General features: G+C 65.9%; 7 protein-coding genes. 5 read left to right on the top strand and 2 right to left on the bottom strand.

What is annotated here, in order from left to right; translation table 11 throughout:
- Positions 1-54 precede the first annotated feature (54 nt).
- From NYR97_RS02865 to NYR97_RS02850, 4 genes are all read left to right on the top strand, one after another.
- The gene (locus NYR97_RS02865; RefSeq protein WP_316696631.1) at positions 55-2,742 is read left to right on the top strand and encodes a M1 family metallopeptidase; all 2,688 of its coding nucleotides are present in this window, start codon (positions 55-57) and stop codon (positions 2,740-2,742) included.
- Between the two features lie 67 nt (positions 2,743-2,809).
- On the top strand, positions 2,810-3,352 hold the full coding sequence (locus NYR97_RS02860) for a GNAT family N-acetyltransferase (RefSeq protein WP_316696630.1): 543 nt from the start codon (positions 2,810-2,812) through the stop codon (positions 3,350-3,352).
- Positions 3,353-3,675: 323 nt separating this feature from the next.
- A complete protein-coding gene (locus tag NYR97_RS02855; RefSeq protein WP_316696629.1) occupies positions 3,676-4,599 on the top strand; it encodes a TrmH family RNA methyltransferase in 924 nt (307 codons plus the stop codon).
- Positions 4,599-6,110: a carboxylesterase/lipase family protein gene (locus tag NYR97_RS02850; protein ID WP_425613031.1), complete on the top strand. Its 1,512-nt coding sequence runs from the start codon at positions 4,599-4,601 to the stop codon at positions 6,108-6,110. The genes NYR97_RS02855 and NYR97_RS02850 overlap by 1 nt, the downstream gene beginning before the upstream one ends.
- A 46-nt stretch (positions 6,111-6,156) precedes the next feature.
- Here the strand turns inward: NYR97_RS02850 and NYR97_RS02845 are convergent, their stop codons facing one another.
- Both NYR97_RS02845 and NYR97_RS02840 read right to left on the bottom strand, forming a co-directional pair.
- Positions 6,157-7,635: a neprosin family prolyl endopeptidase gene (locus NYR97_RS02845; RefSeq protein ID WP_316696626.1), complete on the bottom strand. Its 1,479-nt coding sequence runs from the start codon at positions 7,633-7,635 to the stop codon at positions 6,157-6,159.
- Between the two features lie 305 nt (positions 7,636-7,940).
- On the bottom strand, positions 7,941-9,905 hold the full coding sequence (locus NYR97_RS02840) for a glycoside hydrolase family 97 protein (RefSeq protein WP_316696625.1): 1,965 nt from the start codon (positions 9,903-9,905) through the stop codon (positions 7,941-7,943).
- Between the two features lie 219 nt (positions 9,906-10,124).
- On the opposite strand from NYR97_RS02840, the gene NYR97_RS02835 reads away from it, so the two are divergent.
- Positions 10,125-13,595, top strand: a complete 3,471-nt coding sequence (locus tag NYR97_RS02835; protein WP_316696624.1) for a glycosyl hydrolase 2 galactose-binding domain-containing protein — start codon at positions 10,125-10,127, stop codon at positions 13,593-13,595.
- Positions 13,596-13,611: the final 16 nt, after the last annotated feature.

Here is a 13,611-nt window from a genome sequence, read left to right as displayed (position 1 = left end):
ACAGTCATGCCCGGCTGTGGTCGACTTCGGCGGTTACCCTGACCGGAATCGCCAATGCGTCGTTTTGCCTGCCTACTTGCTCCCTCCCTCCTTGCGCTGTGCTGCGGCACCGCGCTGGCGCAATCCTCCGGTGAGCCGGTGCCCAACGGCCGGCTGCCGGCCTGGGCGGTGCCCGAGCGTTACAGCCTGTCGTTCAAGATCGACCCGGACCAGACCGAGTTCAGCGGCCGCACCAGCATCCGCGTGCAGCTCAAGCAGGCCTCCGATCACCTCTGGCTGCATGGCAAGGAATTGAAGGTCAGCAAGGTCACGATCACGCCGGCCAAGAGCAAGGGCAAAGGCAAGCCGCTGACCGCACGCTATGTGGAAGCCGATGCGCAGGCCGGTGTGGTGCGCCTGGACTTCGGTCGCACGCTGCAGCCGCAGACGCTCACCGTGGATATCGTCTATAGCGCGCCGCTCAATCAGCAGCTGCAGGGCCTGTACCAGGTGAAGTATCAGGGCCAGTCCTATGCGATGACGCAGATGGAACCGATCAGCGCGCGCTATGCGTTCCCCGGTTTCGACGAACCCGCATTCAAGACCCCGTTCGACCTCAGCCTGACCGTGCCCACCGACGACCAGGCACTGGCCAACACCATCGCCACCTCGACCAAGCCGACCGGCAAGGGCTGGAAAACGGTGACCTTCGCCCCGACCGTGCCGCTGCCGACCTATCTGGTCGCCTACGCCGCCGGCCCGTGGGATGTAGTGGATGTGCCGGCAATGCCGGCCACCCCGCAGCGCCCCAACGCCACGCCGTTGCGTGGCATCGCCGCCAAGGGCCAGGGCCCGCGCATCACCCCTGCGCTGGACCAGACCCCGGCGATCATCGCCGCGCTGGAGGACTACTACGCCTTCGGTTATCCGTTCGACAAGCTCGATCTGGTCGCTGCCCCGGATTTCAGCGCCGGCGCAATGGAAAACCCCGGCTTTGTGACCTTCCGCGATTGGCTGCTGTTGCTGGACAAGGACTCGCCGGCCGAGAACGTGCAGCGCTCCTTCAACACCAACGCGCATGAGCTGGCCCACCAATGGACCGGCGACGCCGTCACCATGGAGTGGTGGGACGACCTGTGGTTGAACGAAGCGTTTGCCACCTGGATGCAGCAGAAGATCACCATGCAGCTGCACCCGGAATACCGCGCCAATCTGGACCGCATCGGCGGCGCACAGCACGCGATGGACAACGACAGCCTGGTCAGTGCGCGCAAGATCCGCCAGCCGATCACCGGCAATGGCGATATCGAAACCGCCTTCGACGGCATCACCTACCAGAAGGGTGCGGCGGTACTGGCGATGTTCGAAGCCTTCGTCGGCGAAGACGTGTTCCGCGAAGGCATGCGCGCCTATATCGCCAAACACAAGTTCGGCAGCGCCACCGCCGACGATCTGGTCGATGCGATCGCCGAGGCCGCCGGCAAGGGTGAGGAGTTCAAGGCCGCATTCCGTAGCTTCCTCAATCAGCCGGGCGTGCCGTATCTGCAGACCCAGCTCGCCCGCGAAGGCGGCAAGACCGTGGTCAAGCTGCAGCAGCAACGCTATCTGCCGCTGGGCTCCGCCGGCTCCACCGCGCAGCAATGGGGCGTGCCGGTGTGCGTCAAGTACGGCAAGGGCAAGAACCAGGTCGGCACCGCCTGCCAGATGCTTGCAGACGGCAGCGGCAGCATCGTGCTGGACGGCGCCGGCAAGAGCACCTGGGTGTTCCCGAACGCGCGTGGCGCCGGCTACTACCGTTTCAGTCTGCCCAAGAAGCAGCTGGCTGAACTGGGCAAGCAGGTCGGCCAGCTCGACGACAACGAACAGCTGGCCTATGCCGATGCGATCGATGCGGCCTACCGCCACGGCGATGCAGACAGCGATGCGGTGCTGGCAGCGCTCAAGCAGTTGGCACCGTCCGAATCGGCCGATGTCTCCACGGCGCTGCTGAACCGCTTCGTGTGGATCTGGCGCTACCAGGCCACCACCGAGGCCCAACGCGGCGCACTGCGCAAGGCGGCCGAACAGGCCTATCTGCCGCGTCTGCGCCAGCTGGGTTACACGCGGCGTAGCGGTGAGTCGATCGACGACACCAGCTTGCGCTCGGCGTTGGCTGGCCTGTTCGCGCTGCGCCTGCAGAACGCGGAAGTGCGCAAGGCGCTGCTCGCGCAAGGCGATGCGGTGTTGGCCGGAGGCAACGGCGCGCTGGACTTCGCCAAAGCCAACCCGGATCTGCTCGGTACCGCCCTGGCAGTGACCGCGCAGGACCGCGGCGCACCGGCGGTGCAGACCTTGATCGCTGCGCTGCGCACGCATGCCGACCCGGCGCAGCGCAACGCCATGATCGCCGCCCTGGGCGCGGTGCAGGACCCGGCGCTGCTCACCCAGGTGCGTGATTTCGCGCTGACCGATGCGATCAAGGTGGGCGAGATGAAGAGCCTGCTGACGCGCGGCCACAGTTACGAGAGCTCGCACGCTTCGATGTGGCCGTGGTTCACCGCCAACTTCGACCGCATCGTGCAGCGCAGCGGTTCGTTCGATGGCGGCGGGTTGCCGGCGCTGGGCGCGTCCGGCGGCTGCAGCGTGGAAGAAGCCGACCGCATGGATGCGTTCTTCAAGCCGCGCCTGGCCACGCTCAGCGGTGCCGACCGTGGTATGGCCCAGACCGGCGAGACCATCCGCCTGTGCGCCGCGCTCAGGCAGGCGCAGACCGCCAGGCGCTGAGTTGCGGCCTACGGCCTGTGTGCGCAGTATCGGCAGTGTCGATGTTGCGCACACCAAGGCCGAAGCGATGGATGAATCACTGACGCTGCACGGAGATGGCTTCGTGCTGCGCCGCTGGCACCAGGACGACCTGGACGCCTTGCTGCGGCACGCCAACGACCCGCTGGTGCCACGCGGATTGAGCGAGCGCTTCCCGCATCCGTATACGCGCGCCGACGGCGAGGCCTTCCTGGCCGGACGCGTAGTCGACATGCAACACCCCGTGCTGGCCATCGAGATCGATGGCCAGGCCTGCGGCACGATCGCGCTGCGTCCGGGACAGGGCGAGCGACGCTTTTCGGCCGAGTTGGGATACTGGATCGGCAGTGCGTACTGGGGCCGTGGCTGGATGACGCGCATCGTGGGCACCTACGTGTCCTGGGCAATGCAGACCTTGCCGCTCTATCGCGTCCAGGCCACCGTCCTCGATACCAATCCGGCATCGGCCAAGGTGCTGCTGCGAAACAATTTTGTCGAAGAAGGCACCAGCCGCTGCGCGATCCTGAAGCCGGATGGGCTGCACGATCTGCGCGTGTTCGCGCGGGTGGGCTTGCCGGCCGATCCGCAATGATGCCGACTGTGCGCGCTGGCGCACTTGTCGGCCAGGCGCGCTTGCGCGCTGCGGTTCGCGCGGACCGGTCACAGACATGGCGTAGCTCCCGATAAGGTCTGCGCTGCATCAAGCGCAACCGGAGTTGTGTCGGGCTGCAGGGACTCGGAAGCCATGCGTCGGCTGCCTCGTGTACGGCTGGCTGCGCCAGTGGCTTACCATCGTCGCCATGCTCCTGCACCGCCGGCAGCGCCGGCCTGCAGGATGACGAACACCGCTGGTGGCGGAGAGGGGCGATACGGTCCCTGCAGACCCGGCAAGCACCACGAACTTTGGATACGACGATGACACAGCATGATGGACGGGGCTCACGCCCGCCGCGCGATGGGGGCAGCTCCGGCGCCTCGCACAATCCCTGGGGCCGCGCCGCGCCGCGCGCACCTGCAGCGCGCCCACCCGCAGCGCAGGCGCCTGCGCCGTACGCACCATCAGCCACGCCTGCTGCGTCTTCGACTTCTGGGAGCAACGCGCGCGAAGTGCGGCTGTACGGCATCAATGCGGTGCAGGCGGTGTTCAAGGCGCGGCCGGAGGCGTTGCGCAAGCTGTATCTGAGCCAGGCGCGCATTCCGCAGTTCAAGGCCCTGCTGGCCTGGTGCGTTGCCCAGCGCATCGGTTACCGCGTGGTGGAGGAGGCCGATCTCAGCAAGCTGGCCGCCAGCACGCACCACGAAGGCGTGGTGGCCGAGGTGCTGCGCATGGCCCCGCAGCCGTTGCAGGACTGGCTGGCCGCCTTGCCGGCCGGCCCGGTGCTGGCGTTGTGGCTGGATGGCGTGGGCAACCCGCACAACTTCGGCGCGATCCTGCGTTCGTCCGCGCACTTCGGGGTGGCCGGCCTGTTGCTGCCTGCCGGCTCCACGCTGGGCCTGTCCGGCGCAGCCGCACGCGTGGCCGAAGGGGGCGCCGAGGCGGTGCCGCTGGTGCAGCTGCCCGAGACGGCAACGGCGATGGCGCAGCTGCGTCAGGCCGGTTTCGCGGTGGCGGCCACCCTGGTGGAAGGTGGTGAAGACGTGTTCGCCGCCGCGCTGCCGCAGCGGCTGGTCTATGTGATGGGCGCGGAGAGCGAGGGCATGGACCGCCAGTTCGCGCGCGATTGCGACCTGCAGTTGTCGATCCGCGGCAGCGGCAAGGTCGAAAGCCTCAACGTGGCCTCGGCCACGGCGGTGTTCCAGGCCGCCTGGCGCGCGCGCGCGTTGGGCGTAACACCGTGATGCGCGCGACTGCCTGGCTGCTCGCCAGCGCCTGCGCAGTGAGCGTCAGCGCTCACGCCGCAGCGGCGTCCACGCCTGCCGCACCACCACAGGTACGCACCGATCACGGTGTGGTGCGCGGACAATGGCAGGACGACGGCAGTGCGGTGTTTCGTGCGATTCCGTTTGCTGCACCGCCATTGGGCGCGCTGCGCTGGCAGCCGCCGCAGCCGGCTGCGGCGTGGTCGGACGTACGCGATGCGACCCAGGCCGCCACGCCGTGCGTGCAGCCGGCGCTGGGCTGGAACAACGCCATGGCCAAGCGCGGTACGGAAGATTGTCTCTACGTCGAAGTGCAGACGCCAACGCTGCAACCGGCCAAGCCGCTGCCGGTGTTCGTGTGGATTCACGGCGGCGCCAATGTGGCTGGCGGCGCGGATGGTCATCTGCCGACCAATCTGGTCGCGCAGAAGATGTTGGTCGTGACGCTACAGTACCGGCTTGGTGCGCTCGGTTTTCTGTCGCTGCCGGAACTGCACGATGGCGACAATGCGGCGGCCGGCAACTACGCCTTGCTCGATCAGATCGCCGCGCTGCGGTGGGTGCGCGACAACATCGCGCAGTTCGGCGGCGACCCTGCGCGCGTCACCATCGCCGGGCAGTCGGCCGGTGGTCAGGATGTGGGCTTGCTGATGCTCAGCCCGCTGGCACGCGGGCTGTTTTCGGCGGCGATCGAGCAGAGCGGCACCGCCGGTTTCGGATTGCCGGCGCGTTCGCTGGAGGACAATCGCGCGCTGGGTGTAGAGATCGCCAAGCGCGCAGGCATCGACGATCCTGCCACACGCCTGGCACAGCTGCGCGCGTTGCCGGTGGAGCAGGTGATCAAAGCCGGGCAGGATGTGGATGTGCCGGCGTTGGATGACGATGGCTACATCTGGCTGCAGGCGGTGGTCGATGGACGCGTGCTGCCACGTGCGCCGGCCGCGTTATTGGCCGACGGTGCACAGGCCAAGGTGCCGCTGTTGATCGGCTACGTGGTGCAGGAGCTGGAGTACGGCGGCAAGCAGGGCGCGCAGGCGCGGCTGCGTCGCGACTATTCCGCACAGGCCGATGCCGTACTGCAGGCGCAGCGCACGCATGCGGCACAGCGTGCCGCCCGGCAGGGCGACGCGGCGATGCAGCTGTCCACCGACCTCACCTTCCGTTGCCCGGCAGTGACCGTCGCGCAGCAGCAGGCCGCGCTCGGCGTGCCGGTGTGGCATTACGTGTTCGATACCGCCGCACCGGGCGGGCAGGTGACGCATAGCGCCGAGCTGCCGTTCCTGTTCAAGGATCTGCCGATCGGCCAGCCGCCGGTGAGTCTGCAGCGCTATTGGGCCGCGTTCGTGCAGCGTGGCAATCCCAACACCAAGGGCTTGCCGGCCTGGCCTGCGTTCGCAGCCAGGCATGCGGCACTGCAGTTCGACGCCACTGGCGTGCGCCAGCTCAAGGACGCACGCCCGGCCGTGTGTGCAGGCGTGGACTTGCCGTAATCGATCGCGCGCACCGAAGCGGTACGCGCGATCGACTCACCTCACCTCAACGGGTGCAGCCGGGCCCGCCGAAGTAGAAGCCGCCGTTTTGCATTTCCGGCGACAAGCTGGTGCGGGTGACGCCTGCGCCCAGTGCATACGGATAGGTGTAACCGGCCATCGCCAGCGTGTAGCAAGACGGATGCTCCACGCTCAGTGACGACAGGCGCTGCACGGGATGGGTGGCCATTGCCGCATCGCGATAGAAGTGGTTGGCCTGGAACGCGGCCTGGCGATAGCCCGCTGCTGCAAATTGACCACTGCCCATACGCGGGCTCGCTATCCCGCTGTCGGTCGAGACTTCGCCACCTGCGCTCACGTACGCCACGCGTCCGTTGGCGAGATCGCCCGAATACAGCGCCGCCTTGTAGTAACCGATCCATTCGCCATCCAGGCGCAGCCACCAGTTGCCGTCGGTATTCCTCTGGAATTCCACGCCCAGCATGGTCTGCTTGCCGCCTGCCGTGCTGAATCCGGCCACCGGCTGGGCACCCAGGACAGAGCGCGTGCTGGTCTGCACGAAATCGCTGCAATTCAGATTATGGCAACCTGTCTTGACGTACCCGTCCTGGGTCGAATAGATGAAAATGATGGGCTTGTTACCCCAGCCTGCGGCTGGCTGGATTTCCCAGCCCACTTCAAGCGTTTGCGTCTGCTTGCCTGCGCTGCCACCGACGATCCATATCTGACTGATGGTTTGTGTCTCGTCGGCAGAGCGTAATGCGGGTGCCCATAGATTGAGGTCGGCGCCTGCGCCTGTGACCGATGTGCCGGCGGTATCCAGATAGACGATGGAGTAGTAATGCGTCACCGACGCCGCGGCCGGGGCGGCATCCGCCTGTCTGGGTGCGATCACGCTCGGAGTGGTGCCGCGCAGAAAACTGCGCAGATCCGCATGCTTGCTCATCTCGGCCAGGCCAATGCGTTCCAGCGGCACGCTGCCGGTGTCGCAACGTTGCGCCGCATTCATCGGTGGCAGCGTGCCCGTGTTGCTGGAGAGGGTGGGCGGTGCCGCCGGCGTGCTGCCATCGCGCAAGGCAGGTTGCTGTGCACTTGGAATGCAATCGAACACCTTGCCGTCCTGCTGCACGCTGCGCAGCACCGTCAAGCCGTTGTAACGGTTGAATACATAGCGCTGCATTTCGGCGAAGGCGGTGGGGTCGCTGACCTTGGCTGCGGTGCCACGCGTGGCGTAACTGAGCTGCGCCTGCGTCTCCAGAAACTCCTTGAAGTCGCGTGTGACCTGCGGAAATGCACGCGATGCCGACGGCGAGGCGCGCAGCGTATCGCGTTGCACGGATGCGACACTTGCGGTGGCAGGTGTTCGCAGTAGCGGTGGCATCAGCGTGTCGATGCTGCGGTCGCTGCTTGCCGAGATCGATGGCGGTAGCAGCGTGGCGGCGCCGGCGGTGGGAGCCAGTGCACAAACGCAGAGCGCAGCAACGGCGCGGCCGATCGACATCGGCCTATGAGAACGGAAGGTCATATGTGTTTTTCCCCTGACGCCAGAACGAAACTGCCTGCACGCGGCGCAGCGTGCAGCGCAGTGCTCCCAGTACGCAGTTGCGTCCCGAGCTTCGTTCGGTGGCGCATGCCTGCGTTGAAGGCGTGCGCATCCTAACTGCCAAGAAAAAAAATAGATCGCCTGACGCGCATTGCGTGACATCAGGCACACAGCAAGCGTAATGCGCTAAGCGGATGCCATGTCGATGGTCATGCACACCCTTGCGTACGGCGCATGACGCATGCGCAAAGGTGTGCATGGTCACGCCACTATAAGCATGGCTGTTCTTACTTTTTTTGCAGCCTGATTGCAGCGCCGCCATTGGCTGCCAATGCGAGCTGCAACGTGTCGTTACGTGTGAGCTTGCGCGTGTCGATACGGACCTCGGTCGGTGCGTCGCCATCGGCATAGATCGTCGCTGTCCAGCTGCCTTTGCCCAGGAATGACAGTGGCAGCTGCAACGTGCGTGCCTGCTCGTTGGTCATCGCACCCACATACCAGTCCTTGCCGTTGCGCCGCGCCAGCGCGATGTGCTCGCCGATCGCACCATCGAGTGCGCGTGTTTCATCCCAGCTTGCCGGCACATCGCGCAGGAACTGCGCTGCCGGCACGTTTTCGTATTGCTCCGGGCTGTCGGACACCACCGCAAACGGGCTTTCGTAGACCACATACATCGCCAGTTGCTGCGCGCGCGTGGTCATCACCTGCGGTGCGATGTGCTGCATCTTGAACTCGGCCGGGCGCACGTTGCGAAAGCCGCCCGGGGTGTAGTCCATCGGCCCGAGCAACATGCGCGTGAACGGCAGCGTGAGGTTGTGGGTTGCGGTGATGCGCGTGGTCCACTTGTTGTATTCGGCGCCGAGCACGCCTTCTTGCGTGAGGTAATTGGGATAGGTACGGGTCAAACCGGTCGGGTGATAGGCGCCATGCAGATCCACCAGCAACTTGTGCTCGGCGGCCTTGGCAAGCAGACGGTGATAGAAATCCACCATCTGCTGATCGTCGCGGTCCATGAAGTCGACCTTGATGCCCTTGATGCCGAGCTGCTGGTACCAGGCGAGTGCTTCGTCCATATGTGCGTCGAGCGCGCGCCAGTGCGCCCACAACCACAGCCCGACGTGACGCTGACGGGCGTAGCTGACCAGGCCCGGCAGATCGAGTTGCTCCACCGGCCTGCGGATATCGGCATCGACGTTGTACTGGCCATCGCCGGTGCTGCCGAAATACCAGCCGTCGTCGATCAACATGTACTGCAGTTTCAATTGCTGGGCGTGATCGATATAGCGCTCGATCGTGGCGGTATTCATGCCCGGATTGGCCACACCACTGGCCAGCGAGCCGGACCACCAATCCCACGCCGATTTGCCCGCGCGCACCCAGCTCGCATCGAAGGCCGGCGGCGGGTTGAGTGCGGAAATCAGGTTGGATTCGATCAGGCTGGCCGGGTTGTCGCCGAGCATGATCACCCGCCACGGGGTGGCGAAATCGCGGCCTTTGGCATCAAAGCTGACGGCCAGCTTGGGGTCGTCCAGGCGTGGCGATAATTTGGCCGACACGCCCAGGCCGCCATCCTCGCGGCCGGTGAGATACAGGCCGGCGTAATCGCGCAGGTTGGCCTCGGCAATCGCCAGCGTGGTGCCGCTGGCATCGGTCTGGCAGACCAGCGGCAACTCGAGCAGATTGTGCGGGCGCAATCGGGATGCAGGGATCGCATCGTATTCGCCCTCGTGGCTGGTTCCGAAGCGGCCCAGGTTCAAGGTCCAGCATGGGTAATCGCTCGGAAACGCAAAGCTGGTGAGCTCATTGCGAATCCGTACTTCTCCGGCGTCGGGCAGCACATAACGCAGTGCAACGCCGTCGTCGTAGGCGCGCAATTCCACCGTCAGGCGCCGTTGTTGCGGGTCGGACAATTGCACGCGCAATTGGCGATAGCGATCGCGCGCCTGACGCGTCTTGCCCACCGTCAAGGCAAACTGGCTGTCATGCGTGTCGGTCGTGCTGCCCTGCAGCGTCATCGCCTTGCCCAGGGTGTTGGCCCTGCCCAGATCCAGCCCGAGCGGCGCGTCGTCGAGGACGATCTTGTTGCGATACAGCACGCGATAACTGGGCACGCCGCCGTCGCGCAGCGTGAATTCCACCTGCGTGCGCGCATCGGGCGATTGCACCTGCAAACGCTGCGCAGCTGCAGGCAGTGCAATCGCACACAGCAATGCGCATGCCGCCGGTAATGCGGAATGGATCAGGTTTCGCATGAGTCCCTCCTCCTGAGAGCGCCAACCCTAACGCAGAACGGTTGTTGTCGGTATCTACCTGGGATAACGTTACCTCGCACCATGGCCGCTGAAACAGGGGCGGCAGCCACGGGCGGCATCATTCGAAAGCAAGCGACACCATGACTGCGAGTCGTCTTGTCGGTTGCGTGCGAGTGATGTGCACCGTTGCTTGGCAGTAGAGCTTGGGAGAGGCCTCTAATGCTGATGGTTCGCAAGGCGTTCCGCCGTGGAGCGCTGTGGGTGGTGTGTGGTTGCATGGCCTGGGCGGCAGTGGAGGCTGCGCCCGTCGACGTGCAATCGCCCGGTCCCTACGATGTCCGCGTACTGGCGGGCGGGATGGGCTTGGCCAAGAAGCTTGCCGTCGATGCGCGGTTGCTGGCTGCCGACGCAGACTGGAGCGTGTCCGGCTGGGTGCGTCCCTCGCGTGCGAATGCCGGCCCGGCATTGATCGCCGGTCTGGGCGATCCGAAATCGGCCGGGCGTTATTTCGCAATCGACAACGGCAGGCTCGCCTTCGTGCAGGGCGCCGATACCGTGCTGCGCAGCAAGCAGGCGTTGCCTGCGGGGACCTGGACGCAGGTAGCTGCAGTGGCGCGAGCGGGGCGGTTGACGCTGTACGCCAATGGCCGTCAGGTCGCCAGTGGCGCGGTTCGCCAGAGCGCGGTCGCGCCCGTGCTGATGTTCGGTCCGCGCGAGCAGCCCGCCGCCTATACGCAGCACTTCGGTGGCGACATTGCCGGTTTCCTCGCGTACTCTGCTGCACTGGATGCGCCGGCCATCGCGCAGCTTGCGGCCAAGGCGCCGGATCAGGCCTTGCAGCGTTTCGAAGACGCCTCGCCGGCCTGGCAGGTGCAGGTCAGGCAGATGGCTGGCCAAGTCGCACCGCAGGCGCCCGCAACGCTGCCACGCAGTGCGGCGGCCTTCTCTGCGCCGGTCGCCAAGCCGGTGCAACCGACGCCTGCGTTGCAGCCGCTGGATGCAGCGGCATGGCGGGTCGGCGTGTGGCAACTGGCTGCGGCGCCGGAGCTGGGGCAGGCCACGGGCGCCAGCCTGTCGCGCGGTGATGACAGCGGCGCCGCCGCGGCCTGGCACGTGGCTACGGTGCCGGGCACGGTGCTCACCACGTTGGTCGATCGCGGCGTGTATCCGGATCCGGATATCGGTCTCAACAACATGGCCATTCCCGAGTCGCTGAGCCGGCAGGACTGGTGGTACCGCAGCCATTTCGATCTGCCTGCTGCAGCGCAGGGCAAGCGGCTGGAATTGCTGTTCAACGGCATCAACTACGCGGGTGAGGTCTGGGTCAACGGCACCCAGGTCGGGCGTACGCGCGGTGCATTTGCACGCGGCCGCTTCGATGTCAGCAAGCAGCTCAAGGCTGGCCGCAACATCATCGCAGTGCGCATCTCGCCGCCGCCGCATCCCGGCATTGCGCACGAGCAATCGATGACTGCAGGCGTGGGCGAGAACGGCGGTGTGCAGGCGCTGGACGGGCCGACCTTCATCGCCAGCGAAGGCTGGGACTGGATTCCGGCGGTACGCGATCGCAACGCCGGCCTGTGGCAGGACGTGCAGTTGCACGCCACCGGGCCGCTGGCGCTTGGCGACACCCGGGTGGTGACGACGCGGCTGGCCCCGGATCACCGGCGTGCCGAGCTTGAAATCAGCGTGCCGTTACGCAACGACAGTGCCGCAGCGGTGCAGGGCACACTGCAATTGGCCGTCGGCGATGTGCGCATCCAGCGGCAGGTCAACGTGCCGGCCGGTGGTACCACGCTCACGCTCAGCGCCGCCGACACGCCGGAACTGGTCATTGCCAATCCGCGCCTGTGGTGGCCCAACGGCTATGGCGAGCCTGCGCTGTATACCTTGCAGGCCAGCGTCGAAGTGGCCGGTACGCCATCGGACACGCAGCAGCTGCGCTTCGGCATTCGCGAGGTCGGCTACGAGCTGTCGCTGTTCGACCAGGACGGTGCGCTGCGCCGTGTACTGGTGGATTTCAACAAGGCACGTCAGCGTGGCGAACGCATTGTCGATGCCCGCCACAGTGCGATTCGCCCCGTGCCCGGTGGCGATGCGCAATCGTTCTATCCCGGCGCGCAGGCATCGCCGGCAGTCACGCCGCTGAGCGATGACGCGCTGGCACCTTACCTGGCCATCCGCATCAATGGCGTACGCATTGCCGTCAAGGGCGGCAACTGGGGCATGGACGACTGGCGCAAGCGCGTCTCGCGCGAGCGGCTGGAGCCGTACTTCCGCCTGCAACGCGACGCGCATTTCAACGTGGTGCGCAACTGGGTGGGGCAGAACACCGAAGCCAGCTTTTTCGATCTGGCCGACGAATACGGCATGCTGGTCTTCAACGACTTCTGGCAGTCCACCCAGAACTACAACATGGAGCCGGCCGATGCGGCGCTGTTCCTGGACAACGCCTCCGAGGTGATCAAGCGCTTCCGCAACCACCCCTCCATCGTGCTGTGGTTCGGCCGCAACGAAGGCGTGCCCGCGCCCATCCTCAACGAAGGGCTGGACGCGCTGGTTGCTGAACTGGACGGCACGCGCTGGTACACCGGCAGTTCCAACCAGGTCAATCTGCAGGGCAGCGGCCCGTACAACTACCGCGAGCCGGTGGGGTACTTCAACGCCTTGGCACAGGGCTTTTCGGTGGAAGTGGGCACGCCGTCGTTCTCCACCCTGGAGTCGTTCAAGGCTTCCGTCCCGGCAGCGCAGGACCAGTGGCCGATCAGCGATGCCTGGGCCTATCACGACTGGCACCAGTCCGGTAACGGCGACACCGCCAGCTTCATGCGTTCGCTCACCGACAAGCTGGGTGCACCGACCAGTCTCGAGGACTTCGAGCGCAAGGCGCAGTTGCTCAACTACGACACCCATCGCGCCATCTTCGAAGGCTTCAACGCGCAGCTGTGGACCAAGAACAGCGGGCGCCTGCTGTGGATGAGCCATCCGGCCTGGCCCAGCAATATGTGGCAGATCTACAGCCACGACTACGACACCCACGCGGCCTACTACGGTGTGCGCAACGCGGCAGAGATGCTGCATGTGCAGATGAACCTGCCCGGCCACGAGGTAGTGGTGGTCAACAATGCCAGCGACCCGGTGCGTGGCCTACGCGTGCGTGCAGAGATCTACGGCACCGATGGTGCATTGCTGCAGCAACGCGAACAGGCCGTGGACGCCGCGCCGGTTGCGGTCTCGGCACCGGTGCTGCAACTGGCGCCGTTGCTCAAGGACACCAACGGCCTGGGTTTTGTGAGGCTGCAGTTGCTCGATCGCGATGCGGTCGTGCGTTCGCGCAATTTCTACTGGGTGGCCCGCGATGCGGCGGCCATGCGCGGCCTGGATGCGCTGGCGGCAGTGCCGGTGCAGCTCAGCACGCAGCTGCAGGAGGGGGCGGAACCGGTGCTACGCGCCACCGTGCGCAACGCCTCGCAGCAGGTGGCGCTCAACACCAAGCTGACTCTGGTGGACGCGCAAGGCCAACGCATCCTGCCGGCGTACTACAGCGACAACTATCTCAGTCTGGTGCCGGGCGAACAGCGCGAGGTCGAGATCCGCGGCCCGTCCGCGGCGAGCTTGCGCAATGCCACGCTGCAGGTGCGCGGCTGGAATGTCGAACCATCAACAGGCGTCGCCAACGGGCTTCCGTAGCGGCGCCAGCGAGTTG

The sequence above is a fragment of the Xanthomonas hydrangeae genome (genome assembly GCF_032697525.1).
Lineage (GTDB): Bacteria > Pseudomonadota > Gammaproteobacteria > Xanthomonadales > Xanthomonadaceae > Xanthomonas > Xanthomonas hydrangeae.
Note: the sequence above shows the minus strand (reverse complement) of the source record. Positions and strands in the feature narration are given on the sequence as shown.